This is a genomic window from Streptomyces sp. PsTaAH-137, assembly GCF_003259365.1.
GTDB lineage: Bacteria > Actinomycetota > Actinomycetes > Streptomycetales > Streptomycetaceae > Streptomyces.
The window spans coordinates 439100-465397 of the sequence record NZ_QLLY01000003.1; the positions used below are offsets into that span (position 1 = coordinate 439100).

General features: G+C 71.2%; 21 protein-coding genes and 1 riboswitch. Of the genes, 9 read left to right on the top strand and 12 right to left on the bottom strand.

Going from position 1 to position 26298, the window contains the following annotated elements:
- Positions 1 to 119 precede the first annotated feature (119 nt).
- The gene (locus K377_RS08340; protein ID WP_111662541.1) at positions 120 to 1376 is read left to right on the top strand and encodes an MFS transporter; all 1257 of its coding nucleotides are present in this window, start codon (positions 120 to 122) and stop codon (positions 1374 to 1376) included.
- Entirely contained in the window at positions 1324 to 2655 is a 1332-nt protein-coding gene (locus tag K377_RS08345) for a D-arabinono-1,4-lactone oxidase (protein WP_111662542.1), read from the top strand. Before K377_RS08340 ends, K377_RS08345 begins: the two co-directional genes overlap by 53 nt.
- A 6-nt stretch (positions 2656 to 2661) precedes the next feature.
- Here the strand turns inward: K377_RS08345 and K377_RS08350 are convergent, their stop codons facing one another.
- Positions 2662 to 3948, bottom strand: a complete 1287-nt coding sequence (locus K377_RS08350; RefSeq protein ID WP_146614705.1) for a hypothetical protein — start codon at positions 3946 to 3948, stop codon at positions 2662 to 2664.
- 489 nt (positions 3949 to 4437) lie between these two features.
- On the opposite strand from K377_RS08350, the gene sepH reads away from it, so the two are divergent.
- The gene (sepH, locus tag K377_RS08355) at positions 4438 to 5508 is read left to right on the top strand and encodes a septation protein SepH (protein ID WP_111662544.1); all 1071 of its coding nucleotides are present in this window, start codon (positions 4438 to 4440) and stop codon (positions 5506 to 5508) included.
- Positions 5509 to 5589: 81 nt separating this feature from the next.
- On the opposite strand, the gene K377_RS08360 is transcribed toward sepH, so the two are convergent.
- A complete protein-coding gene (locus K377_RS08360; RefSeq protein WP_111662677.1) occupies positions 5590 to 6447 on the bottom strand; it encodes a sulfurtransferase in 858 nt (285 codons plus the stop codon).
- Between the two features lie 280 nt (positions 6448 to 6727).
- On the opposite strand from K377_RS08360, the gene K377_RS08365 reads away from it, so the two are divergent.
- Positions 6728 to 7504 carry a VOC family protein gene (locus K377_RS08365; RefSeq protein ID WP_111662678.1) on the top strand — a complete coding sequence of 259 codons (777 nt, stop codon included), beginning with the start codon at positions 6728 to 6730 and terminating at the stop codon, positions 7502 to 7504.
- A 33-nt stretch (positions 7505 to 7537) separates the two neighbouring features.
- Here K377_RS08365 and K377_RS08370 read toward each other — a convergent pair whose 3' ends face one another.
- From K377_RS08370 to K377_RS08385, 4 genes are all read right to left on the bottom strand, one after another.
- Entirely contained in the window at positions 7538 to 8188 is a 651-nt protein-coding gene (locus K377_RS08370) for a thymidine kinase (RefSeq protein ID WP_111662545.1), read from the bottom strand.
- 50 nt (positions 8189 to 8238) lie between these two features.
- On the bottom strand, positions 8239 to 9426 hold the full coding sequence (locus K377_RS08375) for an alkaline phosphatase family protein (RefSeq protein WP_111662546.1): 1188 nt from the start codon (positions 9424 to 9426) through the stop codon (positions 8239 to 8241).
- Complete coding sequence (locus K377_RS08380; RefSeq protein ID WP_111662547.1) at positions 9426 to 10022, bottom strand: DUF5998 family protein; 597 nt, start codon at positions 10020 to 10022, stop codon at positions 9426 to 9428. Before K377_RS08380 ends, K377_RS08375 begins: the two co-directional genes overlap by 1 nt.
- An 87-nt stretch (positions 10023 to 10109) precedes the next feature.
- The gene (locus tag K377_RS08385; protein WP_111662548.1) at positions 10110 to 12917 is read right to left on the bottom strand and encodes a bifunctional GNAT family N-acetyltransferase/acetate--CoA ligase family protein; all 2808 of its coding nucleotides are present in this window, start codon (positions 12915 to 12917) and stop codon (positions 10110 to 10112) included.
- A 198-nt stretch (positions 12918 to 13115) separates the two neighbouring features.
- On the opposite strand from K377_RS08385, the gene K377_RS08390 reads away from it, so the two are divergent.
- A complete protein-coding gene (locus K377_RS08390; RefSeq protein WP_073755402.1) occupies positions 13116 to 13397 on the top strand; it encodes an HPr family phosphocarrier protein in 282 nt (93 codons plus the stop codon).
- 226 nt (positions 13398 to 13623) lie between these two features.
- On the opposite strand, the gene K377_RS08395 is transcribed toward K377_RS08390, so the two are convergent.
- From K377_RS08395 to K377_RS08410, 4 genes are all read right to left on the bottom strand, one after another.
- Entirely contained in the window at positions 13624 to 14310 is a 687-nt protein-coding gene (locus K377_RS08395) for a GntR family transcriptional regulator (protein ID WP_111662549.1), read from the bottom strand.
- A 237-nt stretch (positions 14311 to 14547) separates the two neighbouring features.
- A complete protein-coding gene (locus tag K377_RS08400; RefSeq protein WP_111662550.1) occupies positions 14548 to 15336 on the bottom strand; it encodes a M23 family metallopeptidase in 789 nt (262 codons plus the stop codon).
- Between the two features lie 12 nt (positions 15337 to 15348).
- Positions 15349 to 15509, bottom strand: a riboswitch (cyclic di-AMP (ydaO/yuaA leader).
- 253 nt (positions 15510 to 15762) lie between these two features.
- Entirely contained in the window at positions 15763 to 17130 is a 1368-nt protein-coding gene (locus tag K377_RS08405; protein ID WP_111662679.1) for a pitrilysin family protein, read from the bottom strand.
- Between the two features lie 17 nt (positions 17131 to 17147).
- Complete coding sequence (locus tag K377_RS08410) at positions 17148 to 18503, bottom strand: pitrilysin family protein (RefSeq protein ID WP_111662551.1); 1356 nt, start codon at positions 18501 to 18503, stop codon at positions 17148 to 17150.
- Positions 18504 to 18750: 247 nt separating this feature from the next.
- Between K377_RS08410 and K377_RS08415 the strand changes: the two genes are divergently transcribed.
- Positions 18751 to 21216 (top strand): DNA topoisomerase (ATP-hydrolyzing) subunit A, encoded by a 2466-nt coding sequence (locus tag K377_RS08415; protein WP_111662552.1) that lies wholly within the window; start codon positions 18751 to 18753, stop codon positions 21214 to 21216.
- Here the strand turns inward: K377_RS08415 and K377_RS08420 are convergent.
- Entirely contained in the window at positions 21213 to 22298 is a 1086-nt protein-coding gene (locus K377_RS08420; RefSeq protein WP_111662553.1) for a GTP-binding protein, read from the bottom strand. The two genes, K377_RS08415 and K377_RS08420, sit on opposite strands and share 4 nt — an antisense overlap.
- Positions 22299 to 22619: 321 nt before the next feature.
- On the opposite strand from K377_RS08420, the gene K377_RS08425 reads away from it, so the two are divergent.
- Together K377_RS08425 and K377_RS08430 are read left to right on the top strand one after the other, a co-directional pair.
- Positions 22620 to 23195 carry a DUF6082 family protein gene (locus K377_RS08425; RefSeq protein WP_202455629.1) on the top strand — a complete coding sequence of 192 codons (576 nt, stop codon included), beginning with the start codon at positions 22620 to 22622 and terminating at the stop codon, positions 23193 to 23195.
- 213 nt (positions 23196 to 23408) lie between these two features.
- Positions 23409 to 23648, top strand: coding sequence for a hypothetical protein (locus tag K377_RS08430; RefSeq protein ID WP_258394997.1), 240 nt, complete (start codon positions 23409 to 23411; stop codon positions 23646 to 23648).
- Positions 23649 to 23735: 87 nt separating this feature from the next.
- On the opposite strand, the gene K377_RS08435 is transcribed toward K377_RS08430, so the two are convergent.
- Positions 23736 to 24902, bottom strand: a complete 1167-nt coding sequence (locus tag K377_RS08435; RefSeq protein WP_111662555.1) for a citrate synthase/methylcitrate synthase — start codon at positions 24900 to 24902, stop codon at positions 23736 to 23738.
- Between the two features lie 110 nt (positions 24903 to 25012).
- Here K377_RS08435 and K377_RS08440 point away from each other — a divergent pair, with 110 nt between their 5' ends.
- On the top strand, positions 25013 to 26290 hold the full coding sequence (locus tag K377_RS08440) for a citrate synthase (protein WP_111662556.1): 1278 nt from the start codon (positions 25013 to 25015) through the stop codon (positions 26288 to 26290).
- Positions 26291 to 26298: the final 8 nt, after the last annotated feature.

The window sequence follows — 26298 nt, forward strand, 5'->3', positions numbered from 1 at the left end:
CCGGTCGAACTCTGACACGCGTAAGCTGTTTGAGCCGCGTTCACGCCTTACCAGTTACGCCCCGTACCGTGCCGAGCCGCCCTCGGGCGCGCCCGGGTGCCCGCCCGACCGGAGTCGTTTTGCCCAGCCCCTACCGCGCCATTTTCGCCCTGCCGGGTACCAAGAGCTTCTCGGTCGCCGGGTTCCTGGGCCGGATGCCCCTGTCGATGATGGGCATCGGGATCGTGACGATGATCTCGCAGCTGACCGGGCGCTACGGCCTCGCGGGGGCGCTGTCGGCGACGGTGGCGCTGTCCGCCGCCGTGATCGGTCCGCAGATCTCCCGCCTCGTCGACCTGCACGGCCAGCGGCGCGTGCTGCGTCCCGCCACGCTCGTCTCGCTCGTCGCGGTCACGGGGATGCTGCTGTGCGCGAAGTACGAGGCGCCGGACTGGACGCTGTTCCTGAGTGCCGCGTTCATCGGCTGCGTCCCGAGCGTCGGGTCGATGATCCGGGCCCGCTGGGCGGTGCTGTACCGGGACACCCCGCGCTCGCTGCACACGGCGTACTCCTTCGAGTCCGTGATCGACGAGGTCTGCTTCATCTTCGGGCCGATCATCTCGATCGGTCTGTCCACGGCGTGGTTCCCGGAGGCGGGGCCGCTGCTCGCGGGCTGCTTCCTCGCGGCCGGTGTCTTCTGGCTGACCGGTCAGCGCGCCACGGAGCCGCCGCCGCATCCGCGCACCCACGAGACGCCCGGATCGGCGCTCCGCGCGCGTGGGTTGCAGGTTCTGGTGGCCACGTTCGTCGCGACGGGCGCGATCTTCGGCTCCATCGACGTGGTGACGGTGGCCTTCGCGGAGGACGAGGGGCACAAGTCGATGGCGAGCCTCGTGCTCGCGGTGTACGCGGCCGGCTCCTGCATCGCCGGAGCGGTGTTCGGGCTGCTGCACTTCAGCGGCGCTCCCGCACGCCGGTGGGTGGTGGGTGTGTGCGTGATGGCCGTGAGTATGATCCCCCTCCAACTGGTCGGGAACCTGTCACTCCTGGCCGTGGCGCTCTTCGTAGCGGGCCTCACCGTCGCTCCCACGATGATCACGACGATGGCCCTCGTCGAGCAGCACGTACCGCGCGCGAAGCTGACCGAGGGCATGACCTGGGTGAGCACCGGACTCACGGCCGGTGTAGCGCTCGGCTCGTCCGTGTCCGGCTGGGTGATCGACGCCGCCGGCGCGAAGGCCGGGTACGGGGTGCCGGGGATCTCCGGCGCCGTCGCGGTCCTGGTCGCGTTCCTGGGGTACCGCCGGCTGAAGCAGCCGGTTCCGCAGCGGGGAGGAACAACCGATGAGCACGGCGCAGACGGGCAGCAGCAGCAAGAGCGGCGCAGCGTGGCGTAACTGGGCGGGGAACGTCGTCTCCCGCCCGGTGCGCGAGGTGACGCCCGCCTCGGTCGAGGAACTGACCGCAGCCGTGCGCGCGGCGGCGGAGGACGGGCTGAAGGTGAAGGCCGTCGGTACGGGCCACTCCTTCACGGCCGCGGCGGCGACCGACGGTGTCTTGATCCGCCCTCAACTGTTGACGGGCATACGGAACATCGACCGTAACAACGGCACTGTCACGGTCGAGGCCGGCACTCCGCTCAAGCGGCTCAACCTGGCCCTGGCGCGCGAGGGCCTGTCGCTCACGAACATGGGCGACATCATGGAGCAGACCGTCTCCGGCGCCACCAGCACCGGCACCCACGGCACGGGCCGCGACTCGGCCTCCATCGCCGCGCAGATCAAGGGACTTGAGCTGGTCACGGCGGCCGGGGAACTGATCGCCTGCTCCGAGAAGGAGAATCCGGAGATCTTCGCGGCCGCCCGGATCGGCCTGGGCGCGCTCGGCATCGTCACCGCGATCACCTTCGCCGTGGAGCCGGTCTTCCTGCTCACCGCGCGCGAGGAGCCGATGAGCTTCGACAAGGTGCTCGCGGACTTCGACGAGCTGCACGCGGAGAACGAGCACTTCGAGTTCTACTGGTTCCCGCACACCGGCAACTGCAACACCAAGCGCAACAACCGCAGTGCGGGCCCCGAGGCGCCGGTCTCGGCGGTCAGCAGCCTGTGGGAGGACGAGATCCTCTCCAACGGCCTCTTCCAGGTGGTCAATTCGATCGGCCGGGCCGTGCCCGCCACGATCCCGGCGATCGCCAAGGTCTCCAGCAAGGCGCTCTCCGCCCGGACGTACACCGACATTCCCTACAAGGTCTTCACATCTCCGCGCCGGGTGCGCTTCGTGGAGATGGAGTACGCGGTTCCGCGCGAGGCCCTCGTGGCGACGCTGCGCGAGCTGAAGTCCATGGTGGACGGCTCGGATCTGCGGGTCAGCTTCCCCGTGGAGGTCCGTACCGCCCCGGCGGACGACATCGCGCTGTCCACGGCCTCGGGCCGGGACAGCGCCTACATCGCCGTCCACATGTACAAGGGCACCCCGTACCAGCGGTACTTCACCGCGGCCGAGCGGATCTTCACCGCGCACGAGGGCCGCCCGCACTGGGGCAAGGTGCACACCCGCGACGCCGAGTACTTCGCGCGGGTCTACCCGCGCTTCGGCGAGTTCACGGACCTGCGCGACCGCCTGGACCCGGACCGCCTGTTCGGCAACGCCTACCTGCGCCGGGTCCTCGGCGACTGACCCGGGCTACTCCCCCGGCGTCTGCGCGCCGGTGTCGCTGGTGGCACCGGTCTCCGAGCCCGCGCTCTGCGACGGGGTCGGCGTGGGCGTCGGGGTGGCCGACGCGCCGTCGTCGCCGGAGCCCGTGTCGCTGCCGGAGTCGGAGCCGTCGTCCGGGTCGCCGCCCGTGTCGGAGCTGCTGCTTCCGCTCGGCGTGGGCGTGGGCGTCGTGTTCCCGTCCGTGGACGAGCCGTCACCGCTCTCCGTGGCGCCGTCCGTGCCGGTGCTGGGGGTACCGGACGGTTCCTGCGAGGTGCCGGGCGTCGGATCGCTGTCGCCGGAGGACGACTTGTTGTGTCCCCTGAAGGCGTCGCCGATGGTGGTGCCGCCGCCGCTGAAGCTGTGGCCGCTCACCAGCTCGTACGTCGTGATGCCGCCCATGGTGACGCCGAAGACGACGGCCGCGGCGATCAGCGGCCGCTTCCAGCTCTTGACACGGCTGCGGTGCACCGTGCCGTCGGTGAACTCCTCGTCGCCCTCACCCGGGACCGGCGGCCGGCCGGGTTCGTCGCCCGTGACCCGCAGCAGGCGCGTGGCCTCGTCGACGCCCTCGGCGGCGATCAGCTGCGTCTTGTCCGGGTCGGCCGCACGGACCGCACCCAGCACACGCGTACGTTCGTCGGCCTCAGCACCCGTGGCGGAGCCGGTGTCCGCCAGCAGATCGGCCACCGCGCCGGTGTCGAGCAGTTGCGTCCCGTCGAGGTCCGCCGCGGGGCCGCCGGACATCTGCGGCAGCATGGTGGTCTCGTCGAACTCCGCGGTGTGCGCGGTGTCCGCCGGGTCCGTCCTGCCCCATGTGGTGGTGGTCGGAGCGGTCGGCATCGCGCTCACGGCGGGCCGGGCCGCGGGCGGGCGCTCGCCCGTGACCATCGCCTTCGTGGCGTCCATCGAGACGTCCGAGCGGAACGTGCGCGGGACGGGGCGCCCTTCGGCCGTCACCGGGACCTGCCGCCCCTTGGGCTTGCCGGTCACGGCGACGTCGCGTATCTGCTCGCCCGTGCGCCGGAAGAAGTGCTGGAAGACCGTGCCGCCGCAGGTGGCGAGGGCACTGACCACACCGGCGCCCAGGATCGTCCCGTAGACACCGAAGCTGGAGGCGAGCTTCGCGGCCACGACGGCGGCGACCGCACTGCCCGCCACCTGGGGCACGCTCAGATCCAGCCGCTTCTTCTCCTTGGGCTCGCCCTGATCGTCCTTGGAGTTCTCCGGCTTCTCGCCCATCTCCTGACCTAACCTGCCCTTCTCGACATACACGACTGATTCGTACAGAAGTTCCCGAGGTTACGCGAACTTCCTGTGTCGTATGAGAGAGGGACGTACACAAGGAGCGTGCAGTTCCGATTCTGCAGATTTCGTGAACCACGCCACGCACATTCCCCACGAACGGGACGCTCCCGGCAGGGGTCCCGTACTCAACTCCCCACCAGCGTGAGAAGTTGAGCGGCGTGCCGATCCACGCGAGTGGCCCGAATGGAGTACTGTTGCGAGCCCTGGGTCCGGTCTCCCGCCAGGGTGTACCGGGGCCTTCCAGGACCGCCGGGAGGGGGCTCGTTGCACAGGGTGACGCACTCGGTCACTCAGCGTCGCGAACAAGTAACCGTGCCATAACGGCGATCTTGGGTCCATGCCCGACACGCCGGGCAACTCGGCAAGGTTGTGGCAGGCTGCACCCGGGCAGGCCACACTCGACTAGCGGAAGCAGCGACGCACGTGACGTCGGCAGGCACCACCCGGGAGGTTCCCATGCCCGAACTGCGTGTCGTGGCCGTCTCTAACGACGGCACACGGCTGGTGCTGAAGGCTGCGGACAGCACGGAGTACACGCTTCCGATCGACGAGCGCCTCCGGGCCGCCGTGCGCGGCGACCGTCCGCGTCTCGGCCAGATCGAGATCGAGGTGGAGAGCCACCTCCGCCCGCGTGACATCCAGGCACGCATACGAGCAGGAGCCTCCGCCGAGGAGGTCGCCCAGCTCGCAGGCATTCCGGTCGACCGCGTACGCCGTTTCGAGGGCCCCGTGCTCGCGGAGCGTGCGTTCATGGCCGAGCGGGCCAGGAAGACTCCCGTGCGTCGTCCCGGCGAGAACACCGGCCCTCAGCTCGGCGAGGCGGTGCAGGAGCGACTCCTGCTGCGCGGCGCCGACAAGGAAACCGTCCAGTGGGACTCCTGGCGCCGCGACGACGGCACCTGGGAAGTCCTGCTCGTCTACCGGGTCGCGGGCGAACCGCACTCGGCGAGCTGGACCTACGACCCGCCCCGCAGGCTCGTCCAGGCCGTGGACGACGAGGCGCGCTCGCTGATCGGCGAGTCCGACGACATCGGCGCGCCCGAGCCCACGTTCCCGTTCGTGCCGCGCATCGCACGGCTGCCCCGGGACCGGCCGCTCGACCGTGCCCTGGACCGGCAGCTGGAGCGTCCCGTCCCGCCGCCGGAGCCCTCCTCCGAGGAGAACCTGCCGGCGATCGCCTCCTCCTCGGAGCGCGACTCGCTGACCAGCCTGCTGGAGGCGGTGCCCAGCTACCGCGGCGACATCGTGGTCCCCGAGCGTCCGTCGGCGGCTCCCGAGCCGCAGGAGGAGCCGGAGCCGCCCGCGGCCGCCGAGCTGGAGGAGCCGCCCGCGCCCGCCGCGTCGGCCGGAGCCGGAGCGGCGTACGCGGACGTGCTGATGCCGCGCTCCGTCGCGGGCCACCGGGACCGCCTCACCGGCACCACCGACCGGCAGGCCGAGGCCGACGGGGTGCGCCCCGGACGCCGGGCCGCGGTGCCGAGCTGGGACGAGATTGTCTTCGGCACCCGCCGCAAGAAGCAGGACTAGCGACAAGAGGCATCAAGCAGTACGTGATCGGGGCCCGGGTTGTTCACTCACCCGGGCCCCGGTCACGTTCCGCGCATCGCCCTACTGCGGGGCGGGGCCCGTCGCCACCGGGCGGGAGGTGTCCGCCGACCACTGCGACCACGAACCGACGTACAGCTGCGCGTCGATCCCGGCGACCGCGAGCGCCAGGACCTCATGGGCGCCCGAGACGCCGGAACCGCAGTAGACGCCCACCTGGTCCGGATCACCGGTCGCGCCGAGCGACTTGAAGCGCTCGGCGAGTTCGGCGGCGGTGCGGAAGCGGCCGTCGTCCGTGACGTTCTCCGTCGTCGGGGCGGACACCGCGCCCGGGATGTGGCCGCCGACCCGGTCGATGGGCTCCACGTCGCCCCGGTAGCGCTCGGCGGCCCGGGCGTCCAGGAGCAGTCCGGAGCGGGCCAGTGCGGCCGCCGCGTCCGCGTCGAGGAGTCCGGTGGCACCGGGTGCAGGGTCGAAGGTGCCGGGGCTCGGCGACGGGCTCGCGGTCTCCGTCGGGCCGTCCCAGGCGGCCAGGCCGCCGTCGAGCACCCGCACGGACGGATGCCCCGTCCAGCGCAGCAGCCACCAGGCGCGGGCCGCCGCCCAGCCCTGCCCGCCGTCGTAGACGATCACGTCGCGGTCCGCCGACACGCCGGCCGCCCGCATGGCGGCCCCGAACACGGCGAGGTCCGGCAGGGGATGCCTGCCCGCCTCGGGACCCGCCTGTCCGGCCAGCTCCCGGTCCAGGTCGACGAAGACCGCACCAGGGACGTGACCTGCCGCGTATGCGGCGCGGCCGTCGAATTCCGGGGCTCCGGCGGCCTTCGCGAGGCTGAGCTGCCAGCGGACGTCGAGCACGACGGGCGGTCGCTCCCCCGCCAACTCGCTCGCAAGTTCGGATGCGGTGATGATGGCATTCATGTGGCCCATCCTTGCTCATGCTCTGGCCCGAGCGCCCGCGTTCGGATAGCGTGCTCGATCGACTACACAGCGTCGACCGTCCGGTCACGGACGGGTCATGGCGCGGCAACGTGCGCGACACACCGTTTCGGGCGTCCTCCGCGAGGAGCCCGGAGGTTTCGGCGCGGTCAGGGAGCGCCGCGCGGCACTCAGTGCCACCATCAGCACGGGCGCGATACCGCGGTTCGTCGTGGTGGAGCCCCGAGGGTTCTGGTCCGAGAAGTCCGAGGAGAGAGTGACGATGACCGAGGCAGCAGCCCGGCGCGTGCCCGGCACCCCTTGCTGGGTGAGTCTGATGGTGCACGACATGGCGGCGACCCAGGACTTCTACGGGGCGCTGTTCGGCTGGGAGTTCAGGCCGGGACCGCAGCAGCTCGGCCCCTATGTGCGGGCCCTGCTCGACGGAGCGGAGGTGGCCGGCATCGGCCAGCTGCCGCCCGACCGGCAGCTGCCGATCGCCTGGACGCCGTATCTGGCCGCGGAGGACGTGGACGCGACGGCGGAGTCGGTGCGGCACTGCGGCGGCACGGTGGGCGTCGGACCGCTGGACGCCGGTGAGGCGGGCCGGATGGCGATCGCCTCCGATCCCGTGGGCGCGGTGTTCGGGCTCTGGCAGGCGGCCTCGCACCTGGGCATGGCGGTGACCGGGGTGCCCGGCTCGGTGGTCTGGAACGAGCTGGTGACGCGGGAGACCGCGAGCGTCGCCAAGTTCTACCAGGCGGTCTTCGGATACACCGAAGAGGCCGTGGTCTCCGCCGACTTCGACCATCTGTCCCTGTGCCTGGCGGACCGGCCGGTGGCGTCCGTGCAGGGCGTGGGGCACGCCCTGCCCCGTGATCGCGGCTCGCACTGGATGACGTACTTCGAGGCCACCGATGTCGACGAGGCCGTGGAGCGGGTCGCCGATCTGGGCGGGCACGTGGTGCGGCCGGCGCGGGAGGGCTCGCACGGGCGGGTGGCCACGGTGGCGGATCCCGAGGGGGCGCGCTTCGCGCTGGTGACGTCGCAGGAGGCGTGACGCCTCACGCCGCGGACCAGGGGCGGGGGCGCCTCAGGCCGGGGCGACCGGCAGCACGTCGGGCGAGAGCGCGGCGGCCCGTGCGCCCGCGCTCGTCATCCGGCGCCGGTGGTGGCGTCGGCAGAGCACCTCGTAGCCGATCCTGTCCTCGGCCTGGTCGACGTCTCCGACGACGACCTGGGCGCCCTCGACGACCATCTCCCCGTTGACGGTGCGGGCGTTGTGGGTGGCGCGCGCGCCGCACCAGCACAGCGCCTCGACCTGGAGCACCTCGACGCGGTCGGCGAGTTCGACCAGCCGCTGGGAGCCGGGGAAGAGCTTGGAGCGGAAGTCGGTCGTGATCCCGAAGGCGTAGACGTCGAGTTCGAGGTCGTCGACGATCCGGGCGAGCTGGTCGATCTGGCCGGGAGCGAGGAACTGCGCCTCGTCGGCGATCACGTAGTCCACCTTGCCGCCCTGGGAGAGGTGATCGACGACGTACGCGTACACGTCCAGGTCGTCGGCCACCTCGACGGCGTCGGTGACCAGGCCGAGGCGCGAGGACAGCTTTCCCTCTCCGGCCCGGTCGTCCCGGGTGAAGATCATGCCCTGGAGGCCACGGGCGGAGCGGTTGTGCTCGATCTGCAGAGCCAGGGTGCTCTTTCCGCAGTCCATCGTTCCGGAGAAGAACACCAGCTCGGGCATGACAGGTCGAGCACCTTTCGGATCGTGCGGCGGGGCGGTGGGGGCGCGGGTCAGGAGCGTGCTTCGAGGAGCGGTACGAGCTGTTCCGCCGGAGTCATCGAGCCGTGGTTGCCCACCATCAGGGACTCCTTCGGCTCGCTCTGCGAGGCGATGATGAGCACGTCGTCGCGGGCGGCGGCGATCACGTCGCCGAGCCGGTCGTAGACCCGCTGGTCGACGTGGGGGCCGAACCAGCCGGCGGCGATGGCCTCGTCGCGGCTCGCGATCCAGAACTGCTCGCCGAGCACCTCGCGCCAGACCGCGAGGACGTCACCCTGGGCACCGGGTACGGCGTAGACGTGACGGGCGCGGCCCTCGCCGCCGAGCAGGGCGACGCCCGCGCCCAGCTCCCAGTCCTCGTCGAAGTCGATCCGGGACTGCTCGTCGAAGGCGATGTCGACCATGCCGTGGTCGGCGGTGACGTACAGGGCGCTGCGCGGCGGCAGTTGCTCGGCGAGACGCTGGGCGAGCCGGTCGACGTACATCAACTGTCCACGCCAGGGGTCGGAGTCGAGACCGAAGCGGTGCCCCTTGCCGTCCACCTCGCTGTAGTACGTGTAGACCAACGACCGGTCCCCCGCAGCCAGTTGCTCGGCGGCCAGGTCCATGCGGTCCTCACCGGAGAGCCGGCCGTAGAAGGTGCCGCCGCTCAGGGCGATCTTCGTGAGGGGGGTCGACTCGAAGGCGGGGGCGGAGACCTGGGCGGTGTGCACGCCCGCCTCGTGGGCGCGCTGGAAGATCGTGGGGTAGGGCTGCCAGGTCTTCGGCTTCGTCCAGGGCTTCCAGCGGAGCTGGTTCATCAGCCGGCCGGTGTCCGGGTCGCGCACGGTGTAGCCGGGCAGGCCGTGGGCGCCGGGCGGCAGTCCGGTGCCGACCGAGGCGAGGGAGGTCGCGGTGGTCGCCGGATAGCCGGCGGTGATCGGGCGGCCCGTGCCGCCGCGCGAGGACGCTATGAGCGAGTGCAGGAACGGCGCCTCGTCGGGGTGCGCCTTCAGCTGCTCCCAGCCGAGGCCGTCGATCAGGAAGACACAGGCCCGGTCGACCGGGGCCAGCTCGGTGATGGCCGGGGCGCAGTCGGGGACGCCCAGGTGGGCGCCGAGGGTGGGCAGCAGGTCCGCGAGGGATCCGGTGCCGTACGCCGGGACGGGAGCGGTGTGGACGGGCAGCGGCTCTACGTCGTCCCAGGCGGCCTGCGTCATCAGCGTCCCGCGTCCGCGGTGGCCTCGGACAGGGACTGGGCGAAGGCGAGGGCCTGCCGCACGGTCTCCGGGCCGTCGCCCGCCTCGCTGACGCGCAGGCTCAGGTCGTCCGCGGTGGAGCTGCCCGTGTAGCCGTGGTCGGCCTCGCAGTTGGGGTCGCCGCAGGCGGCAGGCTCCAGGTCGAGACGGGAGACGGCGCCCCAGCCGATGGTGAGGACGACCTCGCGGGGCAGGGTGCCCGGGACGTACTTCTCCGGATTGGCGACGACCCGGCTGAGCACGACCGACGAGATCCGGTCGAGCTTGACCGACTCGGTGGACGTCGTCGCGTACGGCGTCGGGGAGGTGCTGTCGGCCGCCTGCTCGTCGGTGTGGCTGACGATGAAGCGGGTGTCGGTCAGGACCAGGACGGTGACATGACGACGGACCTCGTTCGCGTCGAACGTGGTCTCCTGGTGGACGAGGTACGACGAGATCGGCTCGCCGCCGACCGCGGCCTCCACCGCCTCGGCCACGAGGGCCGGGTAGTAGCCGCTGCGCTCGATCGCCGCTCGCAGCCCTTGGGTCGTCGTACTGGTCTTGGCCATGGGGTCCATCCTAAGGCCCGGGAAGAGGCTGCCGATGCGCCTGTGGATAACTCTCCGTGAGGGCATTTCGCTGCAATGCCGAGGGCGCGGGCCGGGTCAGTAGGCGCTGGGCAGGGTGCGCGGGCCCAGGTCGTCGCGGGCGGGCGGGGGCGCGAGCCGGACGGAGGCGCCGAGCACGGTCAGTCCGGACTGGGCGACGACGACCGGTTCGAGGCTGACACCGACGACCTCGGGATGGTCGTCGACGAGCCGGGACACCCGCTGGAGCAGTTCCTCCAGGGCGGGCGTGTCCACGGGGGCGGCGCCGCGCCAGCCGAACAGGATCGGGGCCGTCTTGATCGAGCGGACGACCGCCTGGGCGTCGCGGTCGGTCACCGGGATCAGGCGGTGCGCGGTGTCGCCGAGCAGTTCGGACGGGGCGCCGGCCAGGCCGAAGGAGAGCACGGCCCCGGCGGCCGGGTCGATGACGGCGCGGACGACGGTGTCGACGCCGCGCGGTGCCATGGCCTGGACGACGGGCCGCAGTTCGGCGGGCCTGCCGAGCCGGTCGGTGAGGTCTTCGTAGGCGCGGCGCAGATCGTCCTCGTCGGCGAGGTCGAGGCGGACGCCGCCGAGGTCGGCGCGGTGCCGCAGATGCGGGGCGGTCGTCTTCAGGGCCACCGGGTAGCCGAGCGTGCGGGCGGCCTCGGCGGCCCGGTCGGCGTCGGGCGCGGGCAGGGTCGGGCGGACGTCGACCCCGTAGAGGGCGAGCAGGTCGCGGGCGTCCTCGGGGGCGAGGTCGGTGCCGCGCGGGTCGTCCTCCTTGGCGAGCAGCCCGGTGATGAGGGCCGCGGCGGCCTGCTCGTCGACGCGGTCGAACTCGGGCACCTTGCCGGGCTCCGCAGCCTCGCGCCGCCACTGGGCGTACTTCGCGGCTTGGGAGAGGGCGCGGACGGCGCGCTCGGCCGCGGGGTAGGCGGGGATGAGGCGCGGGGCGCCCTCCGGGGTCCCGGCGGTCGCGGGGGTGGGCAGGGTCGGGGCGTTGGGGCCGGTGCTGGTCGCGGCGGAGAGCGCTTCGGCGAGGCCGCCGAGCTCGACGTGGACGACGAGCACAGTCTTGGTGGGGGCGGTGGCGGCGGCCGCGCTCAGGGCGGCGGCCAGTTCGGCGTCCCCGGTCGGGTCCTCCCCCACCACCGGCATCGCGGTGACGACGACGGCGTCTGTCTTGTCGTCGGCCAGCGCCTCCTCCAGGGCGGCCCGGAAGTCCGCCGCGGAGGCCTGGGTGGTGAGGTCGCGCGGTGTCTTGGGCCGCAGTCCCTCTGAGAGCGCGACGTCGTAGGTGAGCAGTCCGAGCGACTCCGAGTTGCCCAGGATGGCGACGCGCGGTCCCGCGGGCAGCGGCTGGCGTGCCAGCAGGAGTCCGGCGTCGACGAGTTCGGTGATCGTGTCGACGCGGATGACACCCGCCTGGCGCAGCAGGGCGGAGACGGTGGCGTAGGGCAGGCGCGTGGCACGGACGGCGTGCCCGGTCGGCGCAATGCCGCTGTGTCGGGCGCCCTGGACGACCACCAGCGGCTTGGCGGCCGCCGTGCGGCGGGCGAGGCGGGTGAACTTGCGCGGGTTGCCGATCGATTCGAGGTACATCAGGGCGACGTCGGTGTCCGCGTCGTCGTACCAGTACTGCAGGACGTCGTTGCCGGAGACGTCGGCGCGGTTGCCCGCCGAGACGAACGTGGAGACGCCGGTGACCCCCGTGACGCCGCCGCCCCTGCGGTGCAGCCGGGCCAGCAGGGCGATGCCGATGGCGCCGGACTGGGCGAACAGGCCGATGCGTCCGGCGCGGGGCATCTCGGGGGCGAGCGAGGCATTGAGCCGTACCTCGGGCGAGGTGTTGACGATCCCGAAGGCGTTCGGCCCGATGATGCGCATCCCGTAGGTGCGTGCCTGGCGGACGAGTTCGCGCTGGCGCTCGCGGCCCTCGGCGCCGCTCTCGGCGTATCCGGCGGACACGACGACCAGGCCCTGCACCCCGCGCGCGCCGCACTCGGCGACGACCTCGGGGACCTGCGGCGCGGGCACGGCGACGACGGCCAGGTCCACGGCCTCGGCCGGATCGATGTCCACGACGGAGCGGTGGGCGGGCACCCCGTCCACATCGGTGAGGTCGGCGGGGAACTCCTTGTTGACGGCGTAGAGGCGGCCGGTGAACCCGGCGTCCTTCAGGTTGCCGAGAACGCTGCGGCCCACTCCTCCGGCCGTGCGTCCCACGCCGATCACGGCGACGGAGCCGGGGGCGAGCAGGCGGTGCACGGAGCGGGCCTCGGCGCGCTGCTCACGCGCGTGCTGCACGGCGAGGGACGCCTCGGTGGGCTCGATGTCGAACTCCAGGCGGACGACGCCGTCCTCGAAGCTGCGCTTCTGCGTGTACCCGGCGTCCCGGAACACCTTGATCATCTTGGTGTTGGCGGGCAGCACCTCGGCGGCGAACCGGCGGATGCCGCGCTCGCGCGCGACGGCCGCGATGTGCTCCAGGAGAGCGGAGGCGACTCCACGCCCCTGGTGGGCGTCCTGCACCAGGAAGGCGACCTCGGCCTCGTCGGCCGGGGCGGAGGCGGGCATCCCTTGCGCGTTGATCCGGTCGTAGCGGACCGTCGCGATGAACTCGCCGCCCACCGTGGCCGCGAGGCCGACCCGGTCCACGTAGTCGTGATGGGTGAAGCGGTGCACGTCCTTGGCGGACAGCCGGGGGTAGGGCGCGAAGAAGCGGTAGTACTTCGACTCGTCCGAGACCTGCTCGTAGAAGCTGGTCAGCCGCTCGGCGTCCGCGGTGGTGATGGGCCTGATCCGGGCGGTGCCGCCGTCGCGCAGCACCACGTCGGCCTCCCAGTGGGCGGGGTAGGCGTGCCGGTCCGACGGGGTCTCCATGCGGCAAGGGTAGGGCCGACCGCCGGCTTGCGGAGAGGTGCGTGTCGTCGTCGCACGGGTCGCGGCCCGCGCGCGTGGGAGGCAGGCTGAAGGAGGCCGGAGGGCCGTGCGCGACGGGACGTGGGTTCGCGTCGAGCACGGGTCACGGTGTGTGAGAATGGTCTAGACAACTGTGAGACACCTGAAGGGCAGCATCACATGGCTGAGCGCCGCGTCAACGTCGGCTGGGCCGAGGGCCTCCACGCCCGTCCCGCCTCCATCTTCGTCCGCGCGGCCACGGCGGCCGGCGTCCCCGTGACGATCGCCAAGGCCGACGGCAACCCCGTCAACGCCGCCTCGATGCTCGCAGTGCTGGGCCTGGGCGCCCAGGGCGGCGAGGAGATCGTCCTGGCCTCCGACGCCGAGGGCGCGGACGCCGCGCTCGACCGGCTGGCCAAGCTGGTCGCCGAGGGTCTCGACGAGCTTCCCGAGACCGTCTGAGCCACGGCACCTTTCGACGGAGCCGCGCGTTTCTCTCCGGAGCGCGCGGCTCCGTCGTTTTTTGTCGCGACGGCACCGCACACCTTTCCCGCGCTCGCCGAATTCGGCACACAGCAGAAAGCGCAGGGGAAATTGACCGCACCGAACGCGAGGCGAATAAGGGCATCAGAAAACAGCCCGCGACCCATTCCGCGAATAGTGCACTTCTTTGTATACGGCTCCCCTGTTAATGCTGGAGCCCCGCCGTGTTTACGGGATGTTGCGAAGTCCTCACACGGTCACCCGCTCGCGGGACGCGCAGTCGGTGGACCGCCGTCGCGCGCTCGGTGTGCTGGGCCGTCAGAGCGCGGGCCCGCTCGGCGTCGCCGCGGGCCACGGCGTCGACGATGGCCCCGTGCTCGGCCCAGGACTCGGCCGGCCGGGGCGGGGTCTCGACCGCGTACATCCAGGCGATCTTGTGCCGCAGCTGGGTGAGCAGGGTGATCAGACCGGGGCTGCCGGAGGCCTGGGCGAGCGTCTCGTGGAACCAGCCGCCCAGGGAGCGCAGATCCTCGTTCTGCCCCCGCCTGGAGCGCTCCTGGCCCAGCCTGACCAGGCCGCGCAGCACTTTGAGGTGGGCCTCGGTGCGGCGCTGGGCCGCGCGGGCGGCGCCCAGCGGTTCGAGCAGCATGCGGATCTCCAGGAGGTCGGCGGCCTCCTGCTCGGTGGGCTCGGCGACGCACGCGCCCGCGTGCCGCCGGGTGACGACGAACCCCTCCGCCTCCAGGGTGCGCAGCGCCTCACGGACCGGGACGCGCGAGACGCCGTAGCGCCGCGCGAGCAGTTCCTCGGTGAGCCTGCCGCCGCGCTCGTAGACACCCGCGACGATGTCGTCGCGGATCGCCGTGCATACCGAGTGCGCGGGAATGCGCATGACCCGACCTCCGCCTTAATCCCCGCGAAACGCGGTCGATTGACGCCCGTACAAGCACGATTGACCGACGGTCGGCGCGCTTGACCGATGACTCTATTCCACCGCGCTTGAATTTCCGACGGCAGGCCGGAATCCAGGGATATTTTTTGGACACCGGGGCGCTGCTCAGGACAGGCGACACGAAAGCCCCGGCTCGATGAGCCGGGGCTTTCGGAGGTACGTCGGGCGCGGGTGCCGTCAGACGTTCACGCCGTGCGAGCGCAGGTACGCGACGGGGTCGATGTCCGAGCCGTAGTCGGGGCCGGTGCGGGCCTCGAAGTGGAGGTGCGGGCCCGTCACGTTGCCGGTGGCGCCGGAGAGGGCTATCTGCTGGCCCGGGGTGACCGACTGGCCGACGGAGACGCCGATGGAGGACAGGTGACCGTACTGGGTGTACGTACCGTCGTTCATCTTGATGACGATGTTGTTGCCGTAGGCGCCGCCCCAGCCGGCCTCGACGACGGTGCCGGAGCCCACGGCGTGCACCGCGGTGCCGCTGGCGGCGTGGAAGTCGATGCCCGTGTGGCTGCCGGAGGACCACAGGCCGCTGCTGGCCTTGTAGGCGGTGGAGACGTACGAGCCGGAGATGGGCGCCACGAAGGAGTTGAGGCGCTTGCGCTCGGCCTCACGGGCGGCGCGCTCCTTGGCCTCGCGCTCCTTCTTGGCCTTCTCCTCGGCCTTGCGCTTGGCCTCCTCGGCCCGCTTCTTGGCCTCGGCCTCCGCCTTCTTCTTCGCGGCGGCCGCGTCGGCGGCCTTCTTCTGGGCGGTGGCCTGGGCGTCGATCTGGTCGGCGAGGGAGTCGCCGATGGAGATGGCCTGCGTCAGGTTGTTCTGCTGCGGGGACGCGGTGTCCGCGGCGAGCGCGGGGACGGCGAGGCCGCCGACGACACCGGTCGTGGTGAGCGCGGCGACACTCGCGACCTGCACGGAGGTACGCGTGATGCGGCTCGGACGACGGTGCTTCCCGGTGGCACGGGTGAACGCCATGGAGAGGCTGATCCTTTCCTTCCCTCTCGCCTACCGGGTTAGCTGACGGGTTCGGAGCAGGAAGGTCTCCTACGGGCCACTCCCTCGCGGAAGGAGCCCGATTCACCCCAGGGACTGCGGTGGGTCCCCGGCTCCCCCGGCTCGCGCCTTGGGGGACTCGGCGATGGCTGTCCGGTGACGCGGGCGCGGCACTGGTGCGGCGGACAGCCGGACCGACGCTAAGCGGGACATCTTTTAATCAACAAACGGAACCCGGCTTTTGTCGCGCATGCCACAGGGCAGACAGGCAACCTCCGCAGCATTTCGGACATATGCGAAGCGAGGCGATCACGCTTGCTCACGTGAGGGACATCACGGACACGACCGAGCCCCGGCGACCTCATGGGTCACCGGGGCTCCGGGGCGGTGCGGCGCGGGGCGTCCCGATCAGCCGGTGACCACGGTCACCTCGCCGATGCCGAGCGCCCTGACCGGCTCCTCGATCTTCGCGGCGTCACCCACGAGGATCGTCACCAGGCGGTCCGCCGGGAAGGCGCTCACGACCGCCGCCGTGGCCTCCACGGTGCCCGTCTCGGCGAGCTGCCGGTACAAGCGGGCCTGGAAGTCGTCGGGCAGGTGCTGCTCGACCTGGTCGGCGAGGGTGCCCGCGACGTTCGCCGCGGTCTCGAACTTGAGCGGGGCGACGCCCACCAGGTTCTGCACGGCCGTGTCCCGCTCGGCGTCCGTCAGGCCCTCCGCGGCCAGCGTGCGCAGCACCTTCCACAGGTCGTCGAGCGCCGGGCCGGTGTTCGGGGTGTCGACGGAACCGCTGATGGCGAGCATCGCGGCGCCCGTCCCGTCCGGCGCGGAGCGCAGCACCTGCGCGAAGGACCGCACTCCGTAGGTGTAGCCCTTCTCCTCGCGCAGGACCCGGTCCAGGCGCGAGGTGAGGGTGCCGCCCAGGCAGTACGTGCCGAGGATCTGCGCGGCCCACACCCGGTCGTGCTTGTCGGGTCCGATGCGGCCGATCAGCAGCTGCGTCTGCACGGCACCCGGGCGGTCCACGATGACGACACGGCCGGTGTCGTCGGCCGTGACGGGCGGCACGGGGCGCGCCTCCGCCGTGTTCCCGGTCCAGGCGCCGAGCGTGTCGGCGAGCAGGCCGTCGAGGTCGACGCCGGTGAGGTCGCCCACCACCACGGCGGTGGCGGTGGCCGGGCGTACGTGCTTCTCGTAGAAGGCGCGTACGGCCGCCGCGTCGATGGCGGCGACGGTCTCCTCGGTGCCCTGGCGCGGGCGCGACATGCGGGCGTCGGCCGGGAAGAGCTGCTTGGAGAGCTCCTTGGCGGCGCGGCGGGCCGGACTGGCGCTCTCGTGCGGGATCTCGTCGAGCCGGTTGGCCACCAGGCGCTCGATCTCGCTGTCGGCGAAGGCGGGCGCCCGCAGGGCGTCGGCGAACAGCGCGAGGCCCTTGGGGAGCCGGGAGACCGGCACTTCGAGGGAGACCCGGACGCCGGGGTGGTCGGCGTGCGCGTCCAGGGTGGCGCCGGCCCGCTCCAGCTCGGCCGCGAACTCCTCCGCGGAGTGCTTGTCCGTGCCCTCGTTGAAGGCGCGCGCCATGATCGTGGCGACTCCGTCGAGGCCCTGGGGCTCGGCCTCCAGGGGCGCCTCCAGATTGACCTCCACGGCGACGACCTGCTGGCCGGGGCGGTGGCAGTGCAGGACGGTCAGGCCGTTGCCGAGCGCGCCGCGCTGCGGGGCGGGGAACGCCCACGGCTTGGCCGCACCGGGCTGCGGCTGCGGGTGGAAGTCCATGCTCGCGAGCTGCTCGGTCACTGGCCCGCCTCCTCGTCGATCGCTGCGGTCTCGTCGTCGGCCTCGGCGGGGCCCGTGGGCTCGTACACCAGGACCGCGCGGTTGTCGGGCCGCAGGCGCGCCTTGGCGATCTCCTGGACCTCCTCGGCGGTCACGTCGAGAACGCGGCCCACGGCGGTGAGGGCGAGCTGTGGGTCGCCGAAGAGCACGGCGAAGCGGCACAGTTCGTCGGCGCGGCCCGCCACGGTGCCGAGCCGGTCCAGCCACTCGCGCTCCAACTGGGCCTGCGCGCGCTCCATTTCCTCGGGGCTCGGGCCCTCCTCGGCGAACCGGGCCAGCTCCTCGTCGACGGCCGCCTCGATGACGGGCACCTCGACGTCACCGGACGTCTTCACGTCCAGCCAGCCCAGGGAGGGCGCCCCGGCGAGCCGCAGCATCCCGAAGCCGGCGGCGACCGCGGTGCGGTCCCGTCGTACGAGGCGGTTGTACAGCCGTGAGGACTCGCCGCCGCCGAGCACGGTCAGGGCGAGGTCTGCGGCGTCACTCGCGCGCGTGCCGTCCGCGGGGAGCCGGTAGGCGGCCATCAGGGCGCGGGCCGGCACCTCCTCCTCGACGACCTCGCGCAGCTGCTCGCCGATGACGTCGGGCAGGGCGCCGTCGCGCGGGGCCGGCTTGCCGTCGTGGGCGGGGATGGAGCCGAAGTACTTCTCGATCCAGGCGAGCGTCTGCTCGGGATCGATGTCGCCGACCACGGAGAGCACCGCGTTGTTGGGCGCGTAGTACGTGCGGAAGAAGTTCCGCGCGTCCTCCAGGGTGGCGGCGTCCAGGTCGGCCATGGAGCCGATGGGCGTGTGGTGGTACGGGTGGCCCTCGGGGTACATGAGGGCGGTCAGCTTCTCGAAGGCGGTGCCGTACGGGACGTTGTCGTAGCGCTGCCTGCGCTCGTTCTTGACGACGTCGCGCTGGTTCTCCATCGACTCCTCGTCGAGGGCCGTCAGGAGCGAGCCCATGCGGTCGGCCTCCAGCCAGAGCGCGAGCTCCAGCTGGTGGGCGGGCATGGTCTCGAAGTAATTCGTGCGCTCGAAGCTCGTCGTACCGTTGAGCGAACCGCCCGCGCCCTGGACCAGCTCGAAGTGGCCGTTGCCCGACACCTGCTGGGAGCCCTGGAACATCAGGTGCTCGAAAAGGTGAGCCAGACCGGTACGGCCCTTGACCTCGTGGCGCGAGCCGACGTCGTACCAGAGGCAGACCGCCGCGACCGGGGTCAGGTGATCCTCGGAGAGCACCACGCGCAGGCCGTTGGCCAGCCGGTGCTCGGTCGCTGTCAGGCCGCCGGAACCGGCCTCGGCGGTGGCCGTGTGACCCATGGGCATGTACGTCCCTTCGATCGCGGAAAGTGCAGAAGTGCTGCCAGTCCTGCCACTGTATGCAAGCGTGCTGACACCTGGCGAAGTTCCCGCCCGGGGTACGCCGTGAGCGAGCACGCGACCCCCGGGAGAGCCCCGAACCGCACGGTACGGACGGGTCGCGAGCAGCGTTGTCAGTGGCGCGGTCCACAATGGTCCGCGACAGTCCCCGTTTCATGTACCCGTTCATGTTGGTGAAGGAGCCGCAGCAGCGATGGCCCGCCGCAGCACGAAGACCCCGCGACCCGATGACGACGCTGCCTTCGAGGAGAGGATCCTCGACATCGACGTGGTCGACGAAATGCAGGGCTCCTACCTGGAGTACGCGTACTCGGTCATCTACTCCCGCGCCCTGCCCGACGCACGCGACGGGATGAAGCCCGTCCACCGCCGCATCGTCTATCAGATGAACGAGATGGGGCTGCGCCCCGAGCGCGGCTATGTGAAGTGCGCCCGCGTGGTCGGCGAGGTCATGGGTAAGTTGCACCCCCATGGCGACGCGTCGATCTACGACGCGCTGGTGCGTCTGGCCCAGCCTTTCTCCATGCGCGTCCCGCTGGTCGACGGCCACGGCAACTTCGGCTCGCTGGGCAATGACGACCGCCCTGCCGCCATGCGATACACCGAGTGCCGCCCGGACGCCGCCGCGGCCCTGATGACGGACTCGATCGACGAGAACACGGTCGACTTCACGCCGAACTACGACGGGCAGGAGCAGGAGCCCCTGGTCCTCCCGGCGGCCTACCCGAACCTGCTGGTGAACGGCGCGTCGGGCATCGCGGTCGGCATGGCCACGAACATGCCGCCGCACAACCTGGGCGAAGTGATCGCCGCCGCGCGGCACTTGATCAAGCACCCCGGAGCGGACCTCGAGACGCTCATGAAGTTCGTGCCGGGACCCGACCTGCCGACCGGCGGCCGGATCGTCGGCCTGTCCGGCATCAAGGACGCCTACGAGTCCGGGCGCGGCACCTTCAAGATCCGGGCGACGGTCGCGGTGGAGACCGTGACGGCGCGCCGCAAGGGCCTCGTCGTCACGGAGCTGCCCTTCGCGGTCGGCCCCGAGAAGGTCATCACGAAGATCAAGGAACTGGTCGGCGCGAAGAAGCTCCAGGGCATCGCCGACGTCAAGGACCTCACCGACCGTGAGCACGGCCTGCGCCTGGTCATCGAGATCAAGAACGGCTTCGTGCCGGAGGCCGTCCTGGAGCAGCTCTACAAGCTGACGCCGATGGAGGAGTCCTTCGGCATCAACAATGTGGCACTGGTCGACGGCCAGCCGCTCACCCTCGGCCTCAAGGAGCTCCTCGAGGTCTATCTGGACCACCGGTTCACCGTGGTGCGCCGCCGCAGCGAGTTCCGCCGCAGCAAGAAGCAGGACCGGCTGCACCTGGTGGAGGGCCTGCTCGTCGCCCTGGTCGACATCGACGAGGTCATCCGCATCATCCGCTCCAGTGAGAACAGCGCGGAGGCCAAGCAGCGCCTCATCGAGCGCTTCTCGCTGAGCGAGATCCAGACGCAGTACATCCTGGACACCCCGCTGCGCCGGCTCACCAAGTTCGACCGCATCGAGCTGGACGCGGAGCGCGACAAGCTCAACGGCGAGATCGACGAGCTGACCGGGATCCTCGACTCGGACACGGAGCTGCGCAAGCTGGTCTCCACCGAACTGGCCGCTGTAGCGAAGAAGTTCGGCTCCGACCGGCGCACGGTGCTCCTGGAGTCCGCGGGCACCCCGGTCGCCTCGGTGTCGCTGCAGGTGGCCGACGACCCGTGCCGCGTGCTGCTCTCCTCGACGGGCCTGCTGGCCCGTACGGCGAACGGCGAGCCGTTCCAGGGGGACGACGGCGCCAAGCGCGTCAAGCACGACCTGATCGTCTCCGCGGTGCCGGCCACGGCCCGGGGCGAGATCGGTGTGGTCACCTCCGAGGGCCGCCTGCTGCGGCTGAACGTGATCGACCTGCCCCAGCTCCCGGACACGGCGTCCGTGCCGAACCTGTCGGGTGGCGCGCCGATCTCCGAGTTCCTGTCCTCCCTGGAGGCCGACGAGAAGGTCATCTGCCTGATGACGCTCGACGAGTCGTCTCCGGGCCTGGCCATCGGCACCGAGCAGGGCGTGGTCAAGCGCGTGGTGCCCGACTATCCGGCCAACAAGGAGGAGCTGGAGGTCATCTCCCTCAGGGACGGTGACCGGATCGTGGGCGCGATCGAGCTGCGGACGGGCGAGGAGGATCTGGTCTTCGTCACGGACGACGCGCAGTTGCTGCGCTTCCAGGCGTCCATCGTGCGGCCGCAGGGCCGTCCCGCGGGCGGCATGGCGGGTGTGAAGCTGGCGACGGGCGCGAAGGTCATCTCGTTCACCGCGGTCGATCCCGCGGTCGACGCGGTGGTGTTCACGGTGGCCGGTTCGCGCGGCACGCTCGACGACTCGGTGCAGACGACGGCGAAGCTGACGCCGTTCGACCAGTACCCGCGCAAGGGCCGCGCCACGGGCGGTGTGCGCTGCCAGCGGTTCCTGAAGGGCGAGGACTGCCTGAGCCTGGCCTGGGCGGGACCGGCGCCCGCGCGCGCGGCGCAGAAGAACGGGACTCCGGCCGAGTTGCCCGAGATGGATCCGCGCCGCGACGGCTCGGGCGTCTCGCTGGCGAAGACGGTGGCGGTGGTGGCGGGACCCGTCTAGAGGTCAGCCGTTTCCGTTTCCGTTTCCGTGTCCTGTACGTAGCGGAGAACGCCCCACATGCTGTGCTCGTCGGCAGTGTGCGGGGCGTCGCTCGTGCAGGCGGCGAGTGCGCGCTCCAGCGCCTCCGTGTCGGCACCCGCGCCGATGAGGACGAGCTGGGTCAGCGGCGGGGCGCCGCCGCCCGGCCACGGTTCCGGATAGAAGCGCAGGAACCGGCCGACGGCGTGGACCGCGTACCTGTTGCGCGGATCGGCGGCGCCGAAGTCGACGTACCCCTTGATGCGGTAGAGCCCCTCGGGCCGGCTGTCCAGGAAGCCCATCAGCCGGCGTGGGTCCATGGGCACGTCGGAGGTGAAGGCGACGCTCTCGTAGGCGTCGTGCAGATGCCCTTCGTGCGACCCGTCCTCGCCGTGACCGTGCCGGTGCAGATCGTCGAACGACAGCTGTCCGATGCGCTCCTCGCTCGGCCGGCAGTCGAAGAGCATCTCCGGGTCGACACGCCCGTACGACGCGGTGACCACGGCCGCGCTCTGCGCCGCCGCCCTCACAGCACCGAGCACCCGCTCCCGCTCGGCGGCGTCCACCCGGTCGCCCTTGTTCACGACGACGAGATCCGCGAGGCCCAGGTGCCGGTTCACCTCGGGGTGCTTCTCGCAGGTCGCGTCGAACTCGGCGGCGTCGACGACCTCGACCAGACCGCCGTAGACGATCCGCGGATTCTCACTGGCGAGCACCATGCGCACCAGCTCCTGCGGTTCCGCGATCCCGCTGGCCTCGATCACGATGACGTCGATGGCGTGCACGTCATTGACGGGACGAGTCAACTTGTCCAGATAGACGTCAAGTTCACTCGCGTCCACGGCGCAGCACAGACATCCGTTGCCCAGCGACACCGTCGAGTCGCCGAGCTGCCCGGCGACGGCCATCGCGTCGATCTCGATGGACCCGAAGTCGTTGACGATCGCGCCGATACGAGTCCCTCCGCTGCGGTGGAGCAGATGGTTCAGCAGCGTGGTCTTCCCCGACCCCAGGAAGCCCGCCAGGACGACGACAGGGATCTGCGACGGGTTCGCCTTGCTCAACGCGCGACCTCTCTCACACCGGGGCGCGACCGGGTCGGTGGCGGCCGGGTCTCGTACGAAGGATGAATGCCGCTCCAAGGATACGAGCGCGTAGAAAGGTGGCGGTGTGAACGATTGCTAACGCCGCTCCCGGGGCAGATGTCTGGACATGGCGCCGGTTTGCCCAAGTACCCTTCCGCGCGCCTCCTCTCCGCCTCCCTGCCGATCAGAGCCGCTCGGCATCCTGGGAGGGGCAAGCGCACCGCCTACTGCTCGCCGGTTCTCCACTACGTCGACCACCACCCGACGACCGGCGGACGGTCGCCTGAATCGGGGGTTGACATGGCCACACTCGCAAGCGGTAGGCGCTGGTGGGAGCGCGCCACCGAAGTGAGCGTCACGGCGGTGGCGGCGGGAGCCTGCGCCGCCCTCCTGGCACGACGCCACCGACCGGGCCCATGTCACGCACATGCCGACCGGCTGCGGCAGAGCGACATGACACGGCATCACCTCAATCTGGCCCACCAGCAGCGCCTGCACTGGGAGTTGCTGAAGAAGGCGATCGACGACCCCGACCTCGCCCAGGTCCTGGATGTCTTCGATCCGCCGCCGCCCGCGGACAAGCTCCGCCAGTACCTCTTCGCCAACGCCCTGTACACCAACGCGCTGTTCTACCACCGCATCGGCAACATCAGCCGCAGCGAACTGTTCGGGTACATGCGCGGGCTCCTCCAGAACCAGACGGTCAGGGAGTACTGGATCGCGACCCGGGGACAGCGGGCCACGCTGCGGCACGGATCGGACGAGGCCGAGATCGGGCACATGATCGACGACTTGCTGCAGGAGTTGGAGGACGCCGACAGCGATGAATGGTGGGTGGTCGGGACACCGCCGGAAAGCGGCGAATCACCCGAGTGATCACCCGACTGACTCGTTCTGGCGGGCCCTGACCCATTACGGATCCGGTACTCTCCGCGTTATCCAGGCGCCGAAGGCGCCGACCTGCAAGCCACCAGCTTCGGGCGGTTCCAAGGTCTACCACTGTTGCCGCCGGTTGCCGAGCGCGCTCACAAAGCCTCACGCTCGCCTTGACGCCACGGTGCTCCGTCCTAGAAATCAAGGGAAACAAGAGTGAGCCAGATCATCCGCCGGATCGGGGTGCCTCCCCACGCCCGAGGCAGCGTGGGAGGCGGGAACTGTCCGGACATCTTCGAACTGTCCGACGGGAACTTCGCCGTCATCGGCACCGAGGCCACAGCGGCTCTCCGCGGCGACCTTCCCGCCGATGCCGGGGTCGCCGACTACGAGCGGATCGTCATCGTCAGCCGCGAGACCCTCGTCAAGGCGAAGAAGGACATTCCGAACCTCTGACTCCGGGCGGCGGTGCACCAAAGAGACCTTGCCCGGCAGCATCGCCCAAGGCCGACCGTCACCGGGCAAGGTTCAGCAAGTACGTCGTCACACGACCGGCACCGCCACCGGCGGCTCCACCCCCACATAGCGCGCCGCAGGCCTGATGATCTTCGAGTCCTGAGCCTGCTCCAGGATGTTGGCGCTCCAGCCGACGACCCGCGCCGCGGCGAACGTCGGCGTGAACATCGCGCGCGGCAAGCCGCACAGCTCCATGACCACGCCCGCGTAGAACTCCACGTTCGTGTGCAGTTCCCGGCCCGGCTTCAGTTCGGCGAGGATCGCCTCGACATGGCGTTCGACCTCGACCGCGAACTCCACCAGCGGCCCGCCGAACCCCTCCGCGATCCCGCGCAGCATCCGTGAACGCGGGTCCTCCGTGCGGTAGACGGGGTGCCCGAAGCCCATGATCCGGTCACCGGCCAGCACCCGTTCCCGGATCCAGGGATCGATACGGTCCGGGGTGCCGATCGCGTCCAGGGTGTCGAGCGCACGGCTGGGCGCGCCGCCGTGCAGCGGCCCGGACAGCGCCCCGATCGCGCCGACCAGACAGGCTGCGACATCCGCGCCGGTCGACGTGATGACACGCGCCGTGAATGTTGACGCATTGAAACCGTGGTCAATGGTGGAGATGAGGTACTTCTCCACGGCTCGCGCGTGCGCGGGGTCCGGCTCCGAACCCGTCAGCATGTAGAGGTAGTTGGCCGCGTAGGAGAGATCCGCGCGCGGCTCCACCGGCTCGAGCCCCTCGCCGAGCCGGTGCAGAGCGGTGAGCATCGTGGGGACCACGGCGGCCGCGGCGAGGGTGTCCTCACGGCGCCGGTCGGCGTCGATGTCGTAGACGGGCCGGAGGCCGCGGGAGGCCCCGAAGAGCGACAGGGCCGTACGGAGCCCGGCCAGCGGCCCCGACAGCGCGCCGGCCCGGGCGATGGCGGGCAGCGCCGCGCGCACCTCGTCGGGAAGGGTGCGCAGCGCGGCGGTCTCACGGGCGAAGGCGGCCGACCGCTCGGCGTCGGGCAGCTCGCCGTGGATCATCAGGTGCCAGACGTCCTCGAAGCTGCGGCTCTGCGCGAGTTCGACGGCGGAGTACTGGCGGTAGTGGTAGAAGCCCTCGCGCCCTCTGACGTCCCCGAGCGCGGTGTCGGTGACGACGACACCGGCGAGCCCGCGCGGTACGTCGACGACAGAGGTGGCCGTGGTCCCGTTGATCAGCATGTTTCCTCCCTTTACTTGATTCGACTGTCCATGCTTGACTTATCTTCTGTCAATATTGACTGAATCAACCTAAGCAATCAATCTGTCGTCCTCCGGATACGGTGACGCACATGAGGGATCAAGAACCGGGGCCACCGGCCGCCGCCCGTCAGGCTCGTCGACTGAGCACCCGGGAGACCGCGGAGCTGCTCGGCGTGAAGCCCGAGACCGTGTACGCGTACGTGAGCCGGGGCCAGCTCACGAGCCGACGGGGCGAGGGCAGGCGCGGCAGCACCTTCGACGCCACCGAGGTCGAGGCCCTGGCCCGGCGCAACAAGCGCGAGAGCACGACGAGTTCGACGGCGAACGAGCTGACGGTGCGCACCCGGCTCACCCTCATCGACGCGGACCGTTACTTCTTCCGGGGGGTCGATGCCGTGGAGCTGGCGAAGCGCCACTCCTACGAGGAAGTGGCGGAGTGGCTGTGGACCGGGACCCTGCGCCCCGGTGCCCGGTTCACCGCGCCGCAGGAGTCACGCGCGGCGGCCGCGCGCGCGGTCGCGGCGCTGCCCGAATTCACCAGCCCCGTGGACCGGTTGCGGGTCGCGGCCGTCGCCGCCGCCACCGCCGACCCGCTGCGCTACGACCTGTCCGAGGAGTCCGTCCTCGGCGCCGCGCGCTCCCTCATCCCGACGCTCGCGACCGCTCTGCCCCTGGTGAGGTCCACGTACGCGGACGGCGAACCGATCGCTCGACGGCTGTGGGGCCGGCTGTCCCACAAGATGCCCGACGAGGCGTCCCTGCGCGTTCTCGACATGGCCCTCGCGCTGCTCGCCGACCACGACCTCGCCGCCTCGACGCTCGCCGTCCGTGTGGCGGCGTCGGCCCGCGCGCACGCGTACGCGGCCGTCTCCGCGGGTCTGGGCGTCCTGGAGGGTCCGCTGCACGGCGCGGCGAGCGGCCTGGCCCACCGGATGCTCCTGGACGTCCTGGACCGCGGTGGCGCGGGACCGGTCGTCTCCGACGAACTGCGCGCGGGGCGCCGCGTCCCCGGGCTCGGGCACCGCCTCTACCAGGGCGAGGACCCGCGCGCGCAGGCGCTGTTCGCGGCGCTGGAGGAGTTGCCCGAGGCGCGGCCCGCGCTGGCCGCGGCCCGTGACGTGGTGGCGACGACGGCCCGCCACACCGACCTGCACGCCAATGTGGACCTCGCGCTCGCCGTGTTCACCGCCTCCTTCGGGATGCCGGCCGAGGCGGGCGAGACGGTGTTCGCCGTCGCGCGTACGGCGGGCTGGATCGCCCACGCTCTGGAGGAGTACGGGGAACGGCCCCTGCGGATGCGGCCCTCGGGCCACTACGTAGGCGCGCGTCCGCCGCAGCCACTGCCGGTACCACCAGGGCAGGAATGATCGCCGGA

Coding starts and splice junctions, on each gene's coding strand:
- K377_RS08390 (WP_073755402.1), top strand. CDS start 13,116: ATGGCTGAGCGCCGCGTCAACGTCGGCTGGGCCGAGGGCCTCCACGCC.
- K377_RS08385 (WP_111662548.1), bottom strand. CDS start 12,917: ATGGAGACCCCGTCGGACCGGCACGCCTACCCCGCCCACTGGGAGGCC.
- K377_RS08375 (WP_111662546.1), bottom strand. CDS start 9,426: ATGACGCAGGCCGCCTGGGACGACGTAGAGCCGCTGCCCGTCCACACC.
- K377_RS08395 (WP_111662549.1), bottom strand. CDS start 14,310: ATGCGCATTCCCGCGCACTCGGTATGCACGGCGATCCGCGACGACATC.
- K377_RS08425 (WP_202455629.1), top strand. CDS start 22,620: ATGGCCACACTCGCAAGCGGTAGGCGCTGGTGGGAGCGCGCCACCGAA.
- K377_RS08365 (WP_111662678.1), top strand. CDS start 6,728: ATGACCGAGGCAGCAGCCCGGCGCGTGCCCGGCACCCCTTGCTGGGTG.
- K377_RS08360 (WP_111662677.1), bottom strand. CDS start 6,447: ATGAATGCCATCATCACCGCATCCGAACTTGCGAGCGAGTTGGCGGGG.
- K377_RS08415 (WP_111662552.1), top strand. CDS start 18,751: ATGGCCCGCCGCAGCACGAAGACCCCGCGACCCGATGACGACGCTGCC.
- K377_RS08405 (WP_111662679.1), bottom strand. CDS start 17,130: ATGGACTTCCACCCGCAGCCGCAGCCCGGTGCGGCCAAGCCGTGGGCG.
- sepH (WP_111662544.1), top strand. CDS start 4,438: ATGCCCGAACTGCGTGTCGTGGCCGTCTCTAACGACGGCACACGGCTG.
- K377_RS08440 (WP_111662556.1), top strand. CDS start 25,013: ATGAGGGATCAAGAACCGGGGCCACCGGCCGCCGCCCGTCAGGCTCGT.
- K377_RS08400 (WP_111662550.1), bottom strand. CDS start 15,336: ATGGCGTTCACCCGTGCCACCGGGAAGCACCGTCGTCCGAGCCGCATC.
- K377_RS08370 (WP_111662545.1), bottom strand. CDS start 8,188: ATGCCCGAGCTGGTGTTCTTCTCCGGAACGATGGACTGCGGAAAGAGC.
- K377_RS08410 (WP_111662551.1), bottom strand. CDS start 18,503: ATGCCCATGGGTCACACGGCCACCGCCGAGGCCGGTTCCGGCGGCCTG.
- K377_RS08435 (WP_111662555.1), bottom strand. CDS start 24,902: ATGCTGATCAACGGGACCACGGCCACCTCTGTCGTCGACGTACCGCGC.
- K377_RS08380 (WP_111662547.1), bottom strand. CDS start 10,022: ATGGACCCCATGGCCAAGACCAGTACGACGACCCAAGGGCTGCGAGCG.
- K377_RS08345 (WP_111662542.1), top strand. CDS start 1,324: ATGAGCACGGCGCAGACGGGCAGCAGCAGCAAGAGCGGCGCAGCGTGG.